The sequence below is a fragment of the Flavihumibacter rivuli genome (assembly GCF_018595685.2).
Classification (GTDB): domain Bacteria; phylum Bacteroidota; class Bacteroidia; order Chitinophagales; family Chitinophagaceae; genus Flavihumibacter; species Flavihumibacter rivuli.
Window position 1 is genome coordinate 3,572,828 of sequence record NZ_CP092334.1, and the last position, 19,159, is coordinate 3,591,986.

The 19,159-nt window shown below is 49.8% G+C and carries 18 protein-coding genes and 1 tRNA gene; 5 read left to right on the forward strand and 14 right to left on the reverse strand.

Annotated elements, in window-relative coordinates; all coding sequences use genetic code 11:
• The first annotated feature begins 3 nt into the window (after window positions 1-3).
• The 3 genes from KJS94_RS15170 to KJS94_RS15180 all read left to right on the forward strand — a co-directional run bounded on the left by KJS94_RS15170 (window position 4) and on the right by KJS94_RS15180 (window position 3,226).
• Entirely contained in the window at window positions 4-330 is a 327-nt protein-coding gene (locus KJS94_RS15170; RefSeq protein WP_214448585.1) for a HipA N-terminal domain-containing protein, read from the forward strand.
• The gene (locus KJS94_RS15175; protein ID WP_214448584.1) at window positions 330-1,334 is read left to right on the forward strand and encodes a type II toxin-antitoxin system HipA family toxin; all 1,005 of its coding nucleotides are present in this window, start codon (window positions 330-332) and stop codon (window positions 1,332-1,334) included. Before KJS94_RS15170 ends, KJS94_RS15175 begins: the two co-directional genes overlap by 1 nt.
• 68 nt (window positions 1,335-1,402) lie before the next feature.
• Window positions 1,403-3,226 (forward strand): UvrD-helicase domain-containing protein, encoded by a 1,824-nt coding sequence (locus tag KJS94_RS15180; protein WP_214448583.1) that lies wholly within the window; start codon window positions 1,403-1,405, stop codon window positions 3,224-3,226.
• A 127-nt stretch (window positions 3,227-3,353) separates the two neighbouring features.
• Here KJS94_RS15180 and KJS94_RS15185 read toward each other — a convergent pair.
• The 5 genes from KJS94_RS15185 to KJS94_RS15205 all read right to left on the reverse strand — a co-directional run bounded on the left by KJS94_RS15185 (window position 3,354) and on the right by KJS94_RS15205 (window position 7,317).
• Window positions 3,354-3,427 (reverse strand) — tRNA-Asn (locus tag KJS94_RS15185).
• Window positions 3,428-3,698: 271 nt separating this feature from the next.
• Window positions 3,699-4,055, reverse strand: coding sequence for a Rieske (2Fe-2S) protein (locus KJS94_RS15190; RefSeq protein ID WP_214448582.1), 357 nt, complete (start codon window positions 4,053-4,055; stop codon window positions 3,699-3,701).
• Entirely contained in the window at window positions 4,055-5,242 is a 1,188-nt protein-coding gene (hflX, locus tag KJS94_RS15195) for a GTPase HflX (protein WP_214448581.1), read from the reverse strand. The genes KJS94_RS15190 and hflX overlap by 1 nt, the downstream gene beginning before the upstream one ends.
• A gap of 92 nt (window positions 5,243-5,334) precedes the next feature.
• Complete coding sequence (locus KJS94_RS15200; protein WP_214448580.1) at window positions 5,335-6,072, reverse strand: outer membrane beta-barrel protein; 738 nt, start codon at window positions 6,070-6,072, stop codon at window positions 5,335-5,337.
• 201 nt (window positions 6,073-6,273) lie between these two features.
• Window positions 6,274-7,317 (reverse strand): Gfo/Idh/MocA family oxidoreductase, encoded by a 1,044-nt coding sequence (locus KJS94_RS15205; RefSeq protein WP_214448579.1) that lies wholly within the window; start codon window positions 7,315-7,317, stop codon window positions 6,274-6,276.
• Between the two features lie 299 nt (window positions 7,318-7,616).
• Here KJS94_RS15205 and KJS94_RS15210 point away from each other — a divergent pair, with 299 nt between their 5' ends.
• Entirely contained in the window at window positions 7,617-8,429 is an 813-nt protein-coding gene (locus KJS94_RS15210) for a DUF6515 family protein (protein ID WP_214448578.1), read from the forward strand.
• A 112-nt stretch (window positions 8,430-8,541) separates the two neighbouring features.
• Here the strand turns inward: KJS94_RS15210 and KJS94_RS15215 are convergent, their stop codons facing one another.
• The 6 genes from KJS94_RS15215 to KJS94_RS15240 form a co-directional block, all read right to left on the reverse strand.
• A complete protein-coding gene (locus tag KJS94_RS15215) occupies window positions 8,542-9,558 on the reverse strand; it encodes a sugar phosphate isomerase/epimerase family protein (RefSeq protein ID WP_214448577.1) in 1,017 nt (338 codons plus the stop codon).
• Window positions 9,559-9,626: 68 nt separating this feature from the next.
• Window positions 9,627-11,336 (reverse strand): GMC oxidoreductase, encoded by a 1,710-nt coding sequence (locus KJS94_RS15220; RefSeq protein WP_214448576.1) that lies wholly within the window; start codon window positions 11,334-11,336, stop codon window positions 9,627-9,629.
• Between the two features lie 2 nt (window positions 11,337-11,338).
• Window positions 11,339-11,872: a gluconate 2-dehydrogenase subunit 3 family protein gene (locus KJS94_RS15225; protein WP_214448575.1), complete on the reverse strand. Its 534-nt coding sequence runs from the start codon at window positions 11,870-11,872 to the stop codon at window positions 11,339-11,341.
• A gap of 205 nt (window positions 11,873-12,077) precedes the next feature.
• Window positions 12,078-13,811 carry an amidase family protein gene (locus KJS94_RS15230; RefSeq protein ID WP_214448574.1) on the reverse strand — a complete coding sequence of 578 codons (1,734 nt, stop codon included), beginning with the start codon at window positions 13,809-13,811 and terminating at the stop codon, window positions 12,078-12,080.
• Window positions 13,812-13,948: 137 nt separating this feature from the next.
• The gene (locus KJS94_RS15235; protein ID WP_214448573.1) at window positions 13,949-14,959 is read right to left on the reverse strand and encodes a quinone oxidoreductase family protein; all 1,011 of its coding nucleotides are present in this window, start codon (window positions 14,957-14,959) and stop codon (window positions 13,949-13,951) included.
• Window positions 14,960-15,074: 115 nt separating this feature from the next.
• Window positions 15,075-15,488 carry a DUF1801 domain-containing protein gene (locus KJS94_RS15240; protein WP_214448572.1) on the reverse strand — a complete coding sequence of 138 codons (414 nt, stop codon included), beginning with the start codon at window positions 15,486-15,488 and terminating at the stop codon, window positions 15,075-15,077.
• A 117-nt stretch (window positions 15,489-15,605) separates the two neighbouring features.
• Between KJS94_RS15240 and KJS94_RS15245 the strand changes: the two genes are divergently transcribed.
• Window positions 15,606-17,051 carry a DUF4403 family protein gene (locus KJS94_RS15245; protein ID WP_214448571.1) on the forward strand — a complete coding sequence of 482 codons (1,446 nt, stop codon included), beginning with the start codon at window positions 15,606-15,608 and terminating at the stop codon, window positions 17,049-17,051.
• Between the two features lie 4 nt (window positions 17,052-17,055).
• Here the strand turns inward: KJS94_RS15245 and KJS94_RS15250 are convergent, their stop codons facing one another.
• The 3 genes from KJS94_RS15250 to KJS94_RS15260 all read right to left on the reverse strand — a co-directional run bounded on the left by KJS94_RS15250 (window position 17,056) and on the right by KJS94_RS15260 (window position 19,138).
• Complete coding sequence (locus tag KJS94_RS15250) at window positions 17,056-17,766, reverse strand: formylglycine-generating enzyme family protein (RefSeq protein WP_214448570.1); 711 nt, start codon at window positions 17,764-17,766, stop codon at window positions 17,056-17,058.
• Window positions 17,767-17,821: 55 nt separating this feature from the next.
• Window positions 17,822-18,544: a hypothetical protein gene (locus tag KJS94_RS15255; protein ID WP_214448569.1), complete on the reverse strand. Its 723-nt coding sequence runs from the start codon at window positions 18,542-18,544 to the stop codon at window positions 17,822-17,824.
• Window positions 18,545-18,649: 105 nt separating this feature from the next.
• Window positions 18,650-19,138 (reverse strand): hypothetical protein, encoded by a 489-nt coding sequence (locus KJS94_RS15260; protein WP_214448568.1) that lies wholly within the window; start codon window positions 19,136-19,138, stop codon window positions 18,650-18,652.
• Window positions 19,139-19,159: the final 21 nt, after the last annotated feature.

A 19,159-nucleotide genomic window follows, 5' to 3' on the forward strand; every position in this document is an offset into this window, starting at 1 on the left:
GGTATGCTCACAAAGGGGCTTGTATATTATAACGGGGTCGAGGCGGCTGTGCTCGAGAAGCGGGATGGGACCTATATTTTCCGGTACCTGTCGGCCTACCTTTCAACGCCAGGGGCACGTCCGGTGAGCATTACCTTGCCGCTGCAGGCTGCGGAATACAGAAGTGTCCACCTGTTCCCATTTTTTGCCAACCTGCTGTCCGAAGGCGTTAACAAGCGATTGCAATGCCTGAAATGGAAGATCGATGAGCAGGACTATTTTAGCCTGCTGCTGCAGATAGCACAAGAGGAAACCATTGGGGCCATAACCGTAAAACCCATTACCGAATAATGCTGCCGATACTTGATCGTTGTCCGGGTACCCTCGAACCGGGTTATGATACTTACAGTCCCCGCTGCAAGGCGGAGCTGTTTGGCTCAAGAACGAAAAAGGTAAGCCATATCCTTCCTTTTCCGTCCCCCAACAAGGATCCGGAGTTTGGCAAACTGTTCCAGGGCAACCGCCAGCGTATTTCCATTTCGGGCGTGCAGGAGAAATATTCACTGGCCCTCGTTGGGAACCAACTTGAACTGGTGGATCGGAAGGGCCAGTACCTGTTGAAGCCTGTTCCGGGCGATCTGCTGCATCGGGAATATATGCCTGCCAACGAGCACCTGACCATGCAAATAGCGCGGCAGGTATTTGGACTGGAAACGGCAGCCAATGCCATGATCTTTTTTAATGATGGCGCCCCGGCCTACCTTACCAGGCGATTCGATTACAAGCCGGATGGAACCAAATACCAGGTAGAGGATTTTGCCACATTACTTGGTAAGACAGAAGAGCGGGAAGGGACGAATTACAAGTATAACGCCAGTTATGAAGACATCGGCCGGATGATCAAAAGATATGTTCCCGCCTCTGCGCTGGCCATGGAGAAATACTTTCGGCTGGTGCTCTTCAACTATCTTTTTTCCAACGGTGATGCGCACCTGAAGAATTTTGCTGTTATCGAAAGCCCTGATGGGGATTATATCCTGGCTCCCGCCTATGACCTGATGTGTACCAGGTTGCATATTGATGATAGCGACTTCGGTTTGCAGGATGGTCTTTATGAAGGGGATACCAATAATCCAGCCTATCTCCGTTATGGTACCTATACCCGTGAAAGCTTTATGGAGTTTGCAGGTAAGTTAGGCATCCCATCCAATCGATCGGCCAGGGTCATTGACCAAATGATGCAGCGCATCCCGAAGGTAGCTCCCCTCGTACAAAGAAGCTTTCTATCTGAACCACTCAAGGAGCAGTATTTGAGATTGATGGAAGAGAAAGTGAGAAGGATGGGGTTGGGGTAATGATCTTTGTTTGTCCAATCGTTGCCAGAAGCATCCATTGAAAATCAATTAACGAAAGTACTTACAGCGTGCAGAAAGAGACTACCAACCTTACCGATGAACAAAAAGCTATTATCAGCTCTACAGGCAATATCAAGATCAATGCCGTGGCCGGTTCTGGCAAAACAACTACTATTATTCAATATGCCGCCAGCCGGCCAAAAGGGTCCCGTATCCTTTACCTGGCCTTCAACAAATCGGTGCGATTGGAAGCCCAAAAGCGTTTTAGTGAATTGGGACTAAGTAATGTACAGGTAGAGACTGCGCATTCCCTTGCCTTTAGGCATATTGTAAAGGGTAAAGGATATACAGTTTGCCAGAAAGACTACAAGACCTATGAAATTGCAGAAATGTTAGGGTTGCAGGGAAATGGTGAAAAGCATGGGGAGTACATCCTGGCTAACCATATCAGCAAATTCATTGCTTACTTCTGCAATAGCAGTGCGGAAAGGGTGCAGGACCTGAATTATCTTGATTTGGTTACTGAAGAAAAGGCAAGAATATTTGTTACCAACTTTTACTCCCAGATAGAACAGGGCACTCGTCTGCTACTTGGCAAGATGTACAATAAGGAAATAGAGATCACTCATGATTTTTATTTAAAGATGTTCCAGTTGTCGAAACCCCGCTTGCCCTTTGATTATATTCTCTTTGATGAGGGCCAGGATGCATCTCCAGCTATGCTGGATGTCTTTTTGAAGCAGGAAGCAACAAAGGTTATGGTAGGCGATACCCATCAGCAGATCTATTCCTGGCGTCATGCGGTGAACTCGCTGGGTAAAGTTGATTTCCCCAACTACAGCCTAACCACAAGTTTCCGGTTCAGTCCGTCCATAGCTCGCCTGTCTGCCGAAATTCTTTCATGGAAAAGACATTTGGGGGAAGTGGAACCGGTTGTTATTACAGGTAAAGGCAAACCAGCCAGGGTAAAGACAAAGGCTACAATTGCCAGGACAAACCTGGGCTTGCTGCTAAAGGCCATCCTGTATATAAAAGAACATAAAGACGCAAAACGCCTCTACTTTGAAGGGAATTTGAATTCCTATACCTATGCGGATGATGGCGCATCCCTTTATGATGTCCTCAACCTGCACAATGACAATCATGATCGGATTAGGGATAAACTAATAAGGTCCATGACGAACCTGGAAGAGCTGGATGATTATATTGAAAAGACAGATGATGTGCAGTTGGGAATGATGGTAGAGATTGTTAGAGAATTCGGTGATTCGATCCCGTCACTCCTTCAATCTTTAAAGAATGCGCATGTGAGTGATGAGGAGAAGGAAAAGTCTGAAATGATATTTTCAACTGTTCATCGTGCGAAAGGTATGGAATACGACGATGTGGAACTGGCAGAGGATTTTATCAGTGAAGCAAAGTTGGAGCGTTTAATGGAAGGTGTTGAGGAAGATGCTTTACTGGACATGGCTAAGTTGAACGAAGAGATTAACCTGCTTTATGTAGCGGTTACCCGAACAAAGGGGCTGCTGCGGATACCGGAAAGCCTGCTTCCTATTAATTTTCCCAATTCCGCGGATATCCAGGTGATCAAGGCAAAAAAGCAGGATCCTTTGCGAGAAGCTCTGGGATCAGTCGGTCGTGTGCCTGTTAGGAATAAGTCAAATCAAATCATTCCGGCCATGCCACCACCGGACAAGACATATACCGTCCTTGAAAAAAGACGCATGCATAAGAATGCTTATGAGCGCTGGACCACGGAATTGGATACGGAGTTAAAAGATATGTACTACAAGGGAGTGCAGTTGGCAAAACTCGCTGAACATTTTGGTCGTAACAAGGGAGCTATTCTATCCAGGTTGAAAAAGTTGGGTTGCCTTAATTATGAATGATATCCTTTGAAGCTAAATAGTATAATTACTCAGGCCTTGTTTTGTTCAAGTTAGCAGTTGATCCAAACTAATAATAGTCACCTTAGGATGCAATAAAAAAAGCCTGGTATTTACCAGGCTTTTTCTGCTCCCCCTGCTGGACTTGAACCAGCGACCCTCTGATTAACAGTCAGATGCTCTAACCAACTGAGCTAAGGAGGAGTTTCTTGTCCTTTGAACCGGACCGGTTTCCCTTTTGGGGAGTGCAAAAATAGGAATTTTTGAAAACGAACAAAAAATTTCAGGATTTATTTTCTGAAAAATGGCTTGGGATAAGGGTTTGAGGGGAGGTTATATGAGTAATAAAATAATGTGATTGGCCACTAAGGCACGAAGGCTCAAAGCAGGCACGAAGGTCTTAAAAGCTTAGTGAAGCCTTAGTGTCTTGCCTGCCCCAACAGTATTGTTGTGGGAGTCTTAGTGGCCTAAACAATCACAACCACGAAAACAACCCCTTATCATCCACACCGGCATAGATACCGTCTTCGCGGACCTCTATCGGCCAGTGCTTCAGATAGTATCCTTCGCCACTCACATTCCTGCCGTTCAGCATGCTGAACTTGTAGCGGTGCAAGGGACAAACCACATTGCCCAATGCATCAATCCAGCCATCGGCCATGATGCCGCCGGCATGGGGACATTTATACGCGAAAGCAAACAACTTATCCTGGAACTTCCCAATACAGATCTTCTTGCCATCCAGGTCGGCCAGGGCAATATTATTGGGCGCGAAGGACAGGTCTTCCATACCCTCCGCGATCTTATGCCATTTGTAGACTTTCCCGCTCATTAATAGTAGAAATCGGTTTTGTAGGGATAGCGGATGCGGTACAGTTCCCGCACTTTGTTCATGATGGTAGCCCTCAGCCCTTCGAGGTTCCGCTTTTCGATGGCGGAGATGAACACGCAGTTGCCCTGGGTCACATTCTCCCAGCGCTCCCGCACTTCCTCCAGGATCTGGTCCTTGATCTCCTTTTCCAGCCAGGGGTCGAAGGTGTTCTTCTCGTACTGGTCCAGCTTGTTGAAGATGGTGATCATGGGCTTGTCCACCACGTTCAGCTCCTGCAGGGTCTTGTTCACCACATTGAACTGGTCCTCGTAGTTAGGGTGGGAGAGGTCTACCACATGCAACAGGATGTCGGCCTCACGGACTTCATCCAGGGTGCTCTTGAAACTTTCTACCAGGTGGTGGGGCAGTTTCCGGATGAACCCTACCGTATCACTCAGCAGGAAGGGGGTCGTATCGAAGACCACTTTCCTGGTAGTGGTATCCAGGGTGGCGAATAGCTTGTTCTCGGCAAAGACCTCGCTCTTGCTGAGCAGGTTCATGATGGTGCTCTTGCCTACGTTGGTATAGCCCACCAGCGCCACGCGGATGAATTCCCCGCGGTCCTTGCGCTGGGTAAAGGACTGCTTGTCAATCTCCGCCAGGCGTTTGCGCAGCAGGGCGATCTTGTCTTTTACGATACGGCGGTCGGTTTCGATCTCGGTTTCACCCGGACCCCTGGTACCGATACCACCCCCCTGGCGTTCCAGGTGTTTCCACATCCCTTTCAGTCGGGGCAGCAGGTATTGGTACTGCGCCAGTTCCACCTGGGTCTTGGCCTGGGCGGTCTTGGCGCGGCGCGCGAAAATATCGAGGATGAGGTCGGAGCGGTCGATGGTCTTCACCCCCAGTTCCTTCTCAATATTGGTGATCTGCGAGCCGGTCAGCTCGTCATCGAAGATCACCAGGTTGATGTCCCTACCGGTAATATAGTCCTTGATCTCTTCCAGCTTGCCCTTTCCCACAAAAGTGCGGCTATCGGGGTGCGAGAGCTTCTGCATGAAGCGTTTCACCGTTTGGGCACCGGCCGTTTCCGCCAGGAAGGCCAGCTCCTCCAGGTATTCCTTCACCTGCATCTCCGTCTGGTCTTTCTGCACCAGGCCCACCAGCACTGCCTTCTCCTCTGCTGTTATCTGTTTTCTTTCTAGCACGTATGAATCTTAAATGAATGTATAGACCTGCAAAAATAAACGAAAAAGCGGGCCGCAAGGGACCCGCTTCAAAATCTTCTGGCAGTGGTGGATTAAAGACCGCTGATGGTCAGGCCGATGCTGAAGGGCCTTACCTGCGGACCACGATTGTCCTTGATCAGGCTGTTGATCTGGTATGCCCCATGCAGGGTGAAATTGCCATAGCCAAACCTGACGGTACCGGAAAACCGGGTATTGTTGAAATAGGTCTTCGACTTTTCCTTTTCGATGTGGTTGCTGATAGTGCTTCCTTTGCTGTTCTGGAGGGTTTTTCCCTTGGTATGGGCATCCAGCATGGTTCCCACTTTCACTCCAATCGCGATCTTCCAGCTCTTATTGCTGTTCATGGGGTTGGCCACGAAGCGCAATTCGATCGGCAATTCAGCCCAGGCATTGGCCAGCTTGTACTTCTTGAAATGGGTGGTATCAGATACGTCAGGGAACCTCAGGTCATTGGTCCGGCCAGTGATATCCGCTTCCTGCTTATCCAGGAAGATATTACTGCTCCCGATACCAGCACCGATTCCTATGCTGAAACGGGGATCCACTTTTACAGGGAAATCGAACATGAAATAGATATTCAGGTGGCGGCCGATGCCGGTTGTGCGGATAGAATCCGGCTTCTGGGCCCAGCCATCATAGCCAAACTGGAACATGAAATGGTCGTTGGCACGGTTGCCAAGGTTAACCTTGCTCCAGTCTTTCTTCTTCTTTTTGTCGGTTGGTTCGGTTTGCGCCTGTGCTCCAGCCACTACAAACAATGCTGCCAGGGCAACAACTAATTTTCTCATAAATATGAATAAAGGACAAAACTATTGGTAGGTGCCTAATGCTGCCACCCCCCACTTGTTAATGTTAAGAAAAATTGCCACTAGCCGTGGCGACCGCAAAAATAGGGGCTTTGACCCAGATTCACAGGCCCAATTCCAACCCAGTCGCTCGCCTACGCCTTCGTGTCCCTTCGTGTCTTAGAGTCTTTGTGGCCCAAAAACTTAAAGCCTCACCTTCACACCCGTCGCAATACTCTCCATGGCCGCATCGATCACCCGCATGGTCTTCACCGCGTCCGATGCCGGTACCGGATTATCCGCCTGTCCGGTGAGCGCCTTGTACACATCATCATAGAACCCCATATAATTACCCGGGCTGGAAGTGGTTGCCTTATTGACCTCCACCCCATTTACCGTGGTATGCAGCAGCCCGTCCGGTGCCGCCGGTCCGGGACACCAGCTCTTGATGGTCGGGATGGCTCCCTTCAGCAATTCCTGCTCCTGCATATCCGACCGTTCCTGCAGGAAGCTGCCGTTGATGCCATGAAGGATAAAGGGCGTGGTAGTTTCCCGGGCCACCACCGTTCCCTTGAGCCTGACCCTCATCCTGGGGTAGAAGAGCAGCAGTTCGAAATAATCATTGGCTGCCACCCCATCGCGAAGGGTCATGGCATCCGCGAATACAGCTTCGGGGAAACCGAACAACTGGATGCTCTGGTCTATCAGGTGAGCCCCCAGGTCATGCAGGATGCCCGCTCCCGGCTGGTCACCCTCCTTATGGTCCTTGCCGCTGCTGGTGATGCGGTAGCGGTCATACCGGAACTCTACTTCGCATAGGCGTCCGAGTAAGTTGTCCTCCACCACTTCCCTGATGGCCTTGTAGTCGCCGTCATACCTTCGGTTCTGGTACACCGTTAGGGTGCGGCCGGTTTTGGCTGCTAGATCTTCCAGCTCCATCGCTTCCCTGGCATTGACCGTAAAGGGTTTCTCCGCCACTACATCCTTTCCCGCCAGCAGGGCCTTGCTGACCTGCTCGTGGTGCAGCTGCACGGGGGTGTTCACCACTACCAGGCGAATGCTCTCGTCCGCGATCAGTTCCTCAAAAGACCGGTAGAGTTTGGAGTCGGGATAGCGTTCCCTTGAATCGTTCTTATGGCGCTCAACGATGGCCGTGAGTTCAAAGCCTGGATGGCTCTGGATAAAAGGGGCATGGAAGAGCTTGCCACTCATGCCATAGGAGCAAATGCCGGTTTTGATGATGTCCATGGTGTAGGTTGAAGGGCAAATGTAAGGAAGAGGCAGAATGTGGAAATGAGAGGATGTGAAGATATGGAGATGTGGGGTGCTCTCAAATTCTACTAGAAAGCTTTTGAGCACGGTGGATAGGTTTAAATGAGGTTTCATCTCTGGGATGATATTGGTAAATAGGCATGAATTCCCAAAGGATAGTTAGAGAAGTGTCACATCTCCACATCTCCACATTCCCACATCTTCTCTCCAGTTAAAGTTTTCCTAACGACTAAACCCATCAACCCTCCACTAGTCCTAAGGGGATAAACATGTTTATGAAAAGCAAGATTACTTCTGTTGTTGGATTGCTCTCCCTCTTGCTGGTGACTGGTAGTTCCTTTGCCCAGCCGCGCCACCACGATAGCCGGCCGGAAAGGAATGATGGCGAATACCGGGAAGAAAGAAGGAATGAACGGGATCGGGATGATGACCGTGGCCGCAGTTATGAAAGGGGTCGCGACCGTGATGGGAACCGTGACCGGGATCGTGATTGGGATCGTGACCGCCGCTACCCTGCACCTTCCAGGCATTATGACCCCATGCATTATCCCGACTATGGACACCGCAGGCCCTATGACCGTTACCCGCGGCACGATTACTATCGTCCCATTCCCCGCCACCGCGTGATGGTAGTGAACCGTTACCAGCCCAGGTATTATTCCTCCATGCCTTATGGATGCCGGCCGGTCACCTACGGCAGGCACCATTACTATTATGGTAATGGATATTATTATCGTCCCTGGGGAACCGGTTTCCGCATTGTGATGCCGCCGGTCGGTATCCATATCAATTTCCTGCCGGCCAATTGCAGCAGGATTGTTTGGGGACCGAGGACCTATTTCTATTTCCAGGGAGTGTTCTATTCCCAGCTGCCAATGGGCAGGGGGTATGAAGTAGTGGCGCCGCCTTATGGAGTCATCGTGTATGACCTGCCGGGTGAATCCCGCAGGGTGCGTTATGATGGAAGGTTTTATGAAGAGTACAATAATGTCTTGTACAACCGTATCCAGACCCCTGATGGTCCGGCCTACGAAGTGGCGGAAGTGCTGGAGCAGGAATTGAATGATGGTTATGTAGAAGGGTGGTAGGCAGATGCTTTAAACTGCCACGAAGGCTCAAAGACACGAAGTACACACAAAGGCTTAATGACCTTCGTGAATGCTTAGTGTCTTCGAGCCTTCGTGGCAAAAAAACTACATCCTATATCTTCGGTTGATATCGATCGAGTAAGGCGCGGAGGGATTTGATGCCATCCACTTCGGATTGGTGATTACCCTCGTATTCCAGGCTGATATACCCGGTATAGTTATGGTCGCCGATGATCTTCACCATGCGTTCAAAATCGATGCTGGTCTCGAATCCCTGGTCATCAAACCGATGCGCCTTGGCGCTTACTGATTTGGCCAATGGCATCAACAAGTCAACCCCGACATAACGGTTATACCTCAACTCCCCGTCATAGATCTTCGTTTCGGAATAGTCGAAATTGTCGAAGTCGACACAAGTGCCGAGGTTGGACTTGCCCGCTTCCTTCAGGGTTTCCAGCAACCATATCGGGTGGCTCGACATGCCGCCATGGTTTTCCACCAGGATATTCAGCTGGTATTTTTGTGCCAGGTCACAGAGTTTGGCCAGGCTATCTGCTGCCTGGAATTTCTGGTCTTCCTTCCCGCCTGTCCCATGGGCATTCACCCTGATGGAATGGCAGCCCAGGATAGCGGCGGATTCCAACCATTTCTTATGGCGCTCGATGGCATCGGCCCTTTCTTTTTTATCGGCATGGCCCAGGTAACCTTCTGCATCTACCATGATCAGCAGGTTGCGGATGCCGGCATCTTCACTGCGTTTCTTCAGTTGCTTCATGAAAGCCGTATCATCACCATGACCATAGAAAAAGGTATTCACGTATTCCACTGCTTCCAGGTTGAATGTTTTCCTGGTGAATGCAGGGAAGTCCATTGGCTTCAGTGATCCCTGCAGGAGCTTGTCGGGATCGGATGATAAGAGTTTCATGAAACTGTTCATGTCGTTCCTGCTGGCGCCGAACTGCATCCGGTTCAATGCCCATTGGGACAAGGCATATTTCATGGGAAGCCTGGAAGCATAGGCGCCTGCCGGCTGTTCTTCGTTCGTCCCGGGAAAGCCTTTCAGGACGGGCATGGCTGCGACGGTCAATAGCGTATTGCGTACAAATGACCTACGGTTATACTGTTTCATAGCCTGGGAATAAAAAAATCCTTACCTGGTAAGGGTAAGGATTTAATAACGCAGCCAGGAGGAAATTATTATAAATTCTTCTTTTTCAGTTCGTTTACGGCATGGTCCACCGCCCTGGCAGTGAGGGCCATATAGGTCAATGAGGGGTTCTGGGTAGCGGTGGAGGTCATGCAGGCGCCATCGGTAACGAAAACATTCTTGCAATGGTGCAGCTGGTTCCATTCATTGAGCAGTGAGGTCCTGGGATCCTTGCCCATTCTCACCCCGCCCATTTCATGGATATCCAGTCCCGGCGCTTGCCTGGAGTCAGCCGCTTTGATATCCGAGAATCCTGCCTTTGTGAACATCTCGGTCAGCTGCTCGATATAATCCTTCACCATCTTCTCATCATTATCGTCATAGGCGATATCCGTATGCAAGAGCGGGATGCCCCATTCGTCCTTCTGGTCCTTGTCCAGGAATACCCTGTTGCTTTCCTTCGGGATGGTTTCCCCCATCATGTGGGAGCCTACCTGCCATAGTCCCGGCTTCGGGTTATCGAGCTTGCGTTTCAGCTCTTCCCCCCAGCCGTTAGCTGGTTCATTCACCCGATAGGCGCCGAAGCCTGCTGCATATCCGCGCAGGAAGTCGGTCTCCTGTTTGCTCACATTCCTGAAGCGGGGGATATAACCACTATTGGGACGGCGGCCTTCTGTGGTGAAGTCGGCAAAGCCTTCATAACTGGCGCTTACCCTTGCCCGGTAGTTATGGAAGGCAACGTATTTGCCCAGCAGCCCTGAATCATTGCCCAGTCCATTCGGGAAGCGGGAGGAGGTGGAGTTCAACAGGATCAGGTTGGTATTGAGCGCGGCGGCATTTACAAAGATCACCGGCGCGAAATATTCTGTCGCCTGTTTGGTAACGGCGTCTATCACCCGAACCCCGGTAGCTTTTTGTTGCTGCTCATCATAGATGATGGAGTGCACCACAGCGTTGGTCTTCAGGGTCATGTTACCGGTCTTCATCGCCCAGGGTATGGTGGAGGAATTGCTGCTGAAGTAGCCGCCAAATGGGCATCCGCGCTGGCAAAGGTCGCGGTTCTGGCACTGTGCCCTGCCTTGCTCCAGGTGGATGGGCTGTGGTGCCGTAAGGTGGGCTGCACGGCCGATGATCACCTGCCTGTCGCGGTAGTTGGAAGCCACTTTCTCAGAGAAATATTTCTCTACACAGTTCATTTCCATTGGGGGCAGGAACTCACCATCTGGCAGTTGGGGAATGCCATCCTTGTTGCCGGAGATGCCGGCGAACTTTTCTACATGGCTGTACCAGGGGGCAATGTCCTTGTAACGGATCGGCCAGTCAACGGCAAATCCATCCCTTGCCGGTCCTTCGAAGTCAAACTCGCTCCAGCGCTGGGTTTGACGTGCCCACATCAGCGACTTGCCGCCCACCTGGTAACCCCTGATCCAGTCGAAGGGCTTGTCCTGCACATAGGGATGTTCCTTGTCCTTTACAAAGAAGTGCAGGGCATCTTCGCGGAAGGCATAACACTTGCTGATGATGGGATTGGCATCCCTGATCTCGGCAGTGAGCTGTCCCCGGTGTTCAAATTCCCAGGGGTTCATGTTGGTAGTGGGATAATCCTTGATATGCTTCACATCCTTTCCCCGCTCCAGTACCAGGGTTTTCAGGCCCTTCCCGGTAAATTCCTTGGCTGCCCAGCCTCCGCTGATGCCTGAGCCAATAACGATAGCATCGAAAGTGTTTTCGGCGGTGCCTTTAGTATTGAGATTTCCCATGGTTATGATTTAGTGGCTGAAGGGTTAACAGGTATGCAGGATTTGTATTTGCCGGGAACCAGCTTGTAGGGCCTTACCTTGGTGAGGTAATGTTCCGATTGGGTATAGCCCCTGATGATTTGTCCCCTTAATTGGTTGACGAAAGAAGAAAGATCATCCTTTCCTTCCGCGGTCTTCTGGAGGAAGGCCAGTCGCTTCGCCGGGTCTGCGGCATCAAAGCTTGCTCCCAGTTCTTTATCCGCGAGGACCTGCAGGTCTTTCAGGCCCTTGGTGAAGGCGGCCTGTTCTTCCTTACCCAGGCAATCATCCGCCATTTTCAGCGCGAAAAGGTGGATGCCCAGTTCCGCTGCACCCGGACCTTCATTGGCCGGTATCAGGGTCGCCGCAAAGGTCTTCAGGAAAGCCTCATCCTTCGGGGTAATGGAAAGGTTCTTGAGCTGGATGGATAGTTTGTCCTGTTGGAAAACACAGGAAGGCAGGAATGCCATGCCAGCACCCATCCAGAAAAAATGTTTGATGACAGTTCGTCTTTGCATGATCAATGCTTATCGTCTATTGGAACGATATTGCTTCAATTTAAAAGGATTTTAATGTTCCTTTATCCTGCACTGTCCTTATAGCCAATTATGATTAAGAATTGGATAAAATTCTACTAATTGGCGCAGGACGATGGTGGTACATAAAAAGGGCTGCCCCTTTTAAAGGGACAGCCCTGGTTCTAAAAAGTCTGTGTTTACCTGTTTACTTCAATGCCTTGATGGTGGCTAATGTTTCTGCCAGCGGAGGTACTTTCCTGGCCTTGGTGGCCTGCTCATACACAAATCCTGCTGCGATCAACTGGGGCTCCGACAGATAGGTACCCACCAGGATCAAGGCCTCTGGGGTGCCTTTCTCATCATAACCACTCGGGATGCTGATGGCTGGGTAGCCTGCCGGTGCATAGACCTGGTTGACATCCGATACCAGAAGGTCAACCTGGAAGGCGTTCAATACGCTGTCTATGGCCCTTCTTGCGATGGCAATATTCCTGGTCTTGATCTCATTGAAGGAAGCCTCACTGATCTTGTTGTTCTGTGCTCCTTCTACCAGTCCATGCCCATAGGGGGCACGGTTGGCCATATCCTGCTTGTTGAAGGCAATGATCTCTTCCATAGACTTGAATGGTGCTTCTTTCCCCAATCCTGCCAGGAAATGGTTGAGGTCCTGCTTGAAGCCATAGGTCAGGGCCTGGCCAATATCATTCTGTCGCCTGGGCATCAGGGAATCGGGAATGAACACCACTTTCAGGCCAGCATCGGTGAATACTTTTGCGGCGGCTAAAGCGGTTGCCCTTCTCTTTTCCAGGAAATTCCGGGTATTCTGTTTGGCTTCATCACTCGCATTGCCCATGCGCTCTAAGGCTTTGGTGATATCTACTTCCTCAGTAACAGGAACGCCTATGCGTAAACCATTGGCGGCACCTGGTTTCAGGTAAGCGGAGAAGTCTACCCCTGCCAGTTTGCCTGCGCGGGTGGTAGCGGTATCCAGGGGGTCAACGCCGGTCATGGCGCTTAGCATGATGGCAACGTCGGTTACTGTCTTACCCATGGGGCCGGGCACATCCTGGTATTCCAGCAGCGGGATGATATTGCTCCGGCTCACGAGTCCCATACTCGTTTTCAATCCCACCACACTGTTGATCCTGGCTGGCATGATGATGGATCCCTGGGTCTCACTGCCTACACTTACAGTTACAAGGTCTGCTGCAACCGCAACGGCTGAGCCGCTGCTGGAACCCCAGGTATCGAATGGTCCATAAGGATTGCGGGTCTGGCCGCCATTCACGGAGAACCCGCTGGGCATGCATTGGTCCATATAGTTGGCCCACTCCGACATATTGGCCTTGCCCAGGATGATGGCGCCGGCTTCCCGCAGTTGCTTTACCAGGAAGGCATCCCTGGAAGGTTTCCAGGCCAGCATGGCCGCCGTACCCGCAGCGGTATGCAGTTTATCTGCAGTGGCAATATTATCCTTCAACAAAACAGGAATGCCGTACATGGCCTTGTTCCCTGCCTTTCGCTTGCGCTCCTTGTCCATCTTGCGGGCAATGTCCAGGACATCGGGATTGACCTCCAATACGGAATTCAACTGGCCTATATCCACTTGCCTGATGCGGTCGAGGTAATACAAAACCAGGTCGGTTGAATGGAGTTTGCCTGCATTCATCAGTGCTTGCAGCCCGGGAATGGTTTGTCCTTCAACCAATGCGGCAACATCCGCTTTCCGGGTGGCAAATTTTGCCAGCTCCTGCTCAAAGGGACTAAGGTCCCTTTTGATCTTGCCATTATAGTTCGGTTCAATCCGGGGATAGGGAAGTTGCCTTCCCGGGCAGGTGATGGTCTTGGCTGCCTGGTTCTTCTCCTGTGCCATTAGCCCTGTATGCAGGGACGTGCACAATAGTGTAGCGCATACTGCTGCTGGTAATGAGAGCCTCATAAGTAGTAGTTGTAGCGCTAATTTAACTTAAAGCTCATGTAGTTGCACTTTGTTTAAGGAGGAAAGCCTAACCGGGCAAATTGCTTCATCTTTTTGCGGGCTATTCTCTCCAACATCCGCTGCTGCTGGCTCGATTGTCATTCGTTGACCATCACCAGTTTCTTTCCCTGGCTGAGATTGCCTTCCAGCAACCGATGCGCTTCCTGGACGGTTTCCCTGGATAGCGGCCCCACGATATTCACTGGCGCAGGACTGATGACCTGGCTTTCGATCATCCTGAATAACCTTTCGAGCAATTTGCCATAGATGGCTGTTCCTTCGGGATGCGGTCCCAGCATGTAGGTGTAGTTGGCAACATGGAACATGGTGGTGGCTTTGTCGAATAAGGTTTCCATTGCGTTTGCCGGCACCAGGTTGGTGACATTGACATAGGTGCCGTGAACGGAAAGCAGGGAGGCGCAAAGCTCCGCCATACTGCCGCCTACCAGGTCAATGGCATACTCCAGGGGCCGGCCATTCAGCAGCCGGGTTATCTCCTCTGCAAGGTTCCCGGTTTTGTAGTGTAGAATATGGTCGTGGGCCAGGCCCAGCCTATGCAGGTGTTCGATACTGATGGCATTGCCGGCTGTGGTGATGATATGGTCGTATCCCTTTGCCTTTAATAATTGGATCAGGATGGTGCCCACACCTCCGGCGCCACCACTAATGAATAGTGGTAATGAGGGATCAAGTGTGATGCGATCTGCTACCTGGAGCGCGGTCATGCCTACCAGGGGCAAGGCAGCTGCCTGTGCATAATCAACGCCGGAAGGAATGATAGCAGCCAATTCGGATGGGAAACTGATGTATTCAGCATAAGTGCCATTGGAACCCAGGCTGCCTACATAGGCGCTGATCCGGTCGCCTTTGCGGAATCGGGTGACCTTACTGCCGACTTCCTCCACTTCACCTGCCAACTCACGGCCAAGGATAGGCGATTTCAACAATTTGCTTTCCGTATCCCCCCTTCGCATCTGGTAATCGATCGGGTTGAAGGCAGTCGCCTTGATGGCGACCAGGATCTCGTTCTCCTTGCATTGGGGTTGGGGGTATGCTGCCAGTTCAAAATTTTCTGTTCCGCCCAATGCTTTTAAAATGACTGCTTTCATAGATAAGGTTGATGAATGGATGATGGCCTGAAATTATAGTAATTGTAGTTAGTTGGTTGGTCCTGGTGATTGAATTGAACAATCGCCGCATTCAATTGTCGGGTTTAAGAGATGATCATTTTTCCAACCTGTCCAACCATTGCCGGATGACGGATTGCAAGTCTGAACGGGTGGCCTGTAACTCTTCGAGCGAATGATAGGTGATCATTCTCCTGCCATCAGTGTAATTTCCCTCCAGCAGGCCTTCCCCATTGGGTATCCTTGCCCCGGTTGGGAATACCAGTAAGACCTTATCGGCCTTATGTACATTGATGACCAGTAGATCGCGCTGGAATGTCTTGGGGTCAAATGCTTTCATTTCCCCAGTGTAGTAATAGCTCAGGGAGTTCCATTTAACCTGTTCACCAATGGAGGGATCAGTTTCTAAAACGGTATCCCTGATGGCCAACACAAGCGGTTTGAGGGGATGGTTTAGCCCCTGTATATAGTCGCTCACCTGGGCTTCATTACTTTTGGCTGGCCTTGCCATAGAGGTTTTTATACAATTTACCCATATTGGCCGATGTAACCGTTAATCTTTGGTGGATTAATGGGTTTTCGGGTGCTTTGGTTAGCTTTCGGCTGAAGAAGGACCAAATTTCATTCAATGCGAACTTTCATTTCCCTAACAGTACTGATAGCAGCCTTGGCGCTGACTGGGGGTGGATGCAGGAATAAGCAAAAGGCGAATATTCCTGCAGTGGTTAGTGATACCATTCCGGTAACGGCCCCTATTTCAACCTTCCACATTCCAATTGTTTATTCCATTAACGAGTTTGAGGATTTCATTAATAAAAAATTCCGTGGGAAGTTTTTGGAAACTGTTGTTATGCCAACGCAAAATGACAAGGATAAGGTGAAAGTGGAGTTGTCTAAGACTGGAAGGATTGAAATAGCCTCAAACGGGGATCGCTTGGTATTGCGTTTCCCCCTTTCAGTAGAGGCATCAGTTGTGCATAGCCGATTGAATTTTGCGACCAAAGGCATCAAACCGGTTCAGGCTGAAGTCAACTTGAATCTTTCTACTACTGTAGACCTGGATGCACAATGGCAGTTGTTGACCAGGTTTTCCCTTGATAAGGTTGAATGGATAAAGCCTCCGGTATTGCGTATTGCAGGCATCAATTTTGATCTTACGAAAAAGATCGATGATGCCCTTCAGTCGAAGAAAGAGGATTTGTGTAAGCTGCTAAATAAGGAGATCAACAAGGCTGTTTCCCTGAGAAAACCGGTTGAAAAGATCTGGATGGATATGCAAAAAGTGATGGTCATTAATAAAAAGCAACCTCGAGCTTTTCTTAAATTCAATTGCCAGGCTATTGCCGGGGACCTTGAGTTGAATAAAAAGGACATCATTTGTTTCACCGAGATCAAAGCTTATGTGGCAATAGTATCAGAAACGGATTTGCGTGGCAGATCAACCCCCTTGCCAGGGTACCAAAGAAAGAGGATCCGGTCGGTTCATTCAGATGTCAATGTCTATGGTTTTGCAGAATTGAATAAAATAAATCCAGTGTTGAAGGATAAATTGGTTGGGAAATCATTTTCAGCCAAGGGTATGACTGCTTCCATTGCTGACATTAGGATATATTCAGTCGATTCAGGCCTGGCAATAAATGCGGTGGTTCGGGGTGATCTTGAATCAGAACTAGTGGCGAGTGTAAGGCCTGAGTATGATTCGATCAACCAGCATTTTCACCTTAGGGACTTCCAGTTTGATGTTGTTTCTTCAAATACATTACTCAATATGGGGAATGCATTGTTACATGATGAAATCCAGGCGGGGGTCCAGAAGCAATTGGTCATGGACATGGATTCCCTGATCATGAAAGTGCCCGCCCTTATAGAAGGGGCAGTGGCAAAAGGCAAGACAGGGAAAGCCATCGATGTGAACCTTGGTGAATTCAAGGTGCACTCCTGTGATATCCAAACTGATGCCAAGCGGGTTCATTTGCTTCTGCATACCAGTTTTAATTCAGATATTCGGATCAAACAGATCAACGCCGGCAGGAAGGTGATGGTTAAACCCAAATCCCAAAAGGCTAAAAAGTGATGCATTATATCCGCGAAAGTGCCAGCCTGAAGCCAATGGTATTGCTCCGGTAATCGGGCTTGTTTTTCATCCTGAAACTGGCATTGACCCATAAACCCTGTGTCGCCCATGAGGCGCCCCTGTACACCCGTTGCTGGCCTGTAACCGGTCCGATGGGATCAACCTGTTCACTGGAAGGATAGCTGTCATAATAATCCTGGCACCATTGGTAAACATTTCCCAACAGGTCCCAGAGTCCAAACATGTTGGGTTCTTTCGTCATTACTTCATGTGTCCTGCCTTCACTGTTGTCGGCATACCAGGCAATGCTACCTGGCTGTTTGCTGTTGGGTGTATTATCCCCAGCCTTGCAGGCATATTCCCATTCCGCTTCTGTTGGCAACCGGAATGGCAGCCCGGTTTGTTGGTTAAGTTTCTGGATGAAAAGGGAAGTGTCATCCCAACTGACCATTTCCACCGGCCGCTTGGGCCCCCTGAAATGGGAGGGATTGGACCCCATGACGGCTTCCCATAATTCCTGGGTGACTACTGTTTCCCCCAGGTAGAAGTCTTGGGTAAGGTGAACGGTATGACGGTGCCTGTCATATCGCTGCTTTCTGTTGCGATGGGGTTCTTCAGACTCGATGCCGCCCATTTCGAAACTTCCTGATGGAACAGGGTTCATCCTGAAAAGTTTGCCTTCCACGTTTACTTCCAATGTTGGGTTTGCTTGCATCACTGAATAGATACTGTAGGAAAAAAGGTTAACAATGATGAATCAGGTTGCCATGTTATAAAGGAATGAATTCAGTCAATAGTTTATCATGGTTGGTGGCTGAAAGGAGGACGGTTAAAAGTCCCCTGATGAATCTATGCTTTGATTTTTTAGCGATGATGGTATTATCAGGCAGCAGAACGGCTTGGCCATCATTGAGTTCGTCAGGGTCAATCTCAACTGCTGTCGACTTTAACAGCAGTTTGCCCTGTCCGCCAGCGGAGGCGATCCGGTTATTGGTAGTGATGGCGCCATCCTCATGCATGGTTACCAGGAAGGAGGACCTCCCGGTAAAACACTGGTATTCCAGGTGTGAGCCCGAATCGATCGTATAAATTTGTGACTTAACCAGCCTGATATCTTTCCTGCCTGTCAGGAGCTGGCCTTTCATTGCGGTGATATAGTAGGATACATCTTTACCATCTGGTTGAATGGAAAGGGTATCGGTCTTAAGGATGATGGTGTCCCTGTTTCCGTTTACGGCAGCGGCACCAGAATTAGACAAGTCTTGGATCAAGCCATCTTCCCCAATGGTGAAATATATGTACGAGGTTGCTGGACCGTCCTTGAAACCAATACTTGCCCCGGTATTCAGGTAGTTCTCCCCCGTCTTTACAGTGATCCGGGTTGGGGAAGGATAGTAACACATATCTGACGTACTGTTGGAATTGACAGCAATATTTCCTTCATAGCCATTTGGATCCAGTAGGATGGTGATAGTGAAGTCGGCTTTTTCCATGGTGATAAAGTTTAGTAGAGGATAGTACTGGTTAATTTACGTCAATTTCCGCCACCTTCCACCAGGGAAACCTTATCCATATTTGCATTGGCTCTTTAGCATTGATCAGTTGGCCTTCACCCGCACTAGTGTTTCCAAATTGATATGGTCAACTCCTGCTGCTTCCACTTTCTCTATTCCCTTCGTGACCAGCGTGTCGCCATTTATGGAGAATTCCTGTTCGAAGGAATTGCCTTCCCATTCCCTGACACTAAAGAAATCCAGGTATTCCGTGTATTTGTTCCCCTCTATCTTCACCCTTCCCCCTCCTGCCATATACACCGCTGAGGAATCTTTTCCCTTGTTCAGGTCATGCCTTAAAAAAGAGAAGTGGGTTGGCGTAATGATCTTGATCATTTCCTGCCCAATGGTATAGTCGGTTACTGTGGTGTCTTTGCCTTTGATGGTCGTGCCTTTGAGCAGCTTCCAGGTGCCGATGAGCGGCGAGATTTCTTTCCCTGATTCGCTACTTTTCCCATTGGGTGTTTTGGGGTTTTCGGAATTGCAGGATACCAGTAGCAGGCTGGCTAAAATGATGGATAGGGATGTTCGCATGGACTGAAGTATGTAATTGAA

Coding starts and splice junctions, on each gene's coding strand:
- KJS94_RS15230 (WP_214448574.1), bottom strand. CDS start 13,811: ATGAGGCTCTCATTACCAGCAGCAGTATGCGCTACACTATTGTGCACG.
- KJS94_RS15170 (WP_214448585.1), top strand. CDS start 4: ATGCTCACAAAGGGGCTTGTATATTATAACGGGGTCGAGGCGGCTGTG.
- KJS94_RS15255 (WP_214448569.1), bottom strand. CDS start 18,544: ATGGAAAAAGCCGACTTCACTATCACCATCCTACTGGATCCAAATGGC.
- KJS94_RS15225 (WP_214448575.1), bottom strand. CDS start 11,872: ATGCAAAGACGAACTGTCATCAAACATTTTTTCTGGATGGGTGCTGGC.
- KJS94_RS15245 (WP_214448571.1), top strand. CDS start 15,606: ATGCGAACTTTCATTTCCCTAACAGTACTGATAGCAGCCTTGGCGCTG.
- KJS94_RS15220 (WP_214448576.1), bottom strand. CDS start 11,336: ATGGGAAATCTCAATACTAAAGGCACCGCCGAAAACACTTTCGATGCT.
- KJS94_RS15190 (WP_214448582.1), bottom strand. CDS start 4,055: ATGAGCGGGAAAGTCTACAAATGGCATAAGATCGCGGAGGGTATGGAA.
- KJS94_RS15250 (WP_214448570.1), bottom strand. CDS start 17,766: ATGCAAGCAAACCCAACATTGGAAGTAAACGTGGAAGGCAAACTTTTC.
- KJS94_RS15240 (WP_214448572.1), bottom strand. CDS start 15,488: ATGGCAAGGCCAGCCAAAAGTAATGAAGCCCAGGTGAGCGACTATATA.
- KJS94_RS15200 (WP_214448580.1), bottom strand. CDS start 6,072: ATGAGAAAATTAGTTGTTGCCCTGGCAGCATTGTTTGTAGTGGCTGGA.
- KJS94_RS15235 (WP_214448573.1), bottom strand. CDS start 14,959: ATGAAAGCAGTCATTTTAAAAGCATTGGGCGGAACAGAAAATTTTGAA.
- KJS94_RS15260 (WP_214448568.1), bottom strand. CDS start 19,138: ATGCGAACATCCCTATCCATCATTTTAGCCAGCCTGCTACTGGTATCC.
- KJS94_RS15210 (WP_214448578.1), top strand. CDS start 7,617: ATGAAAAGCAAGATTACTTCTGTTGTTGGATTGCTCTCCCTCTTGCTG.
- KJS94_RS15215 (WP_214448577.1), bottom strand. CDS start 9,558: ATGAAACAGTATAACCGTAGGTCATTTGTACGCAATACGCTATTGACC.
- KJS94_RS15205 (WP_214448579.1), bottom strand. CDS start 7,317: ATGGACATCATCAAAACCGGCATTTGCTCCTATGGCATGAGTGGCAAG.
- KJS94_RS15175 (WP_214448584.1), top strand. CDS start 330: ATGCTGCCGATACTTGATCGTTGTCCGGGTACCCTCGAACCGGGTTAT.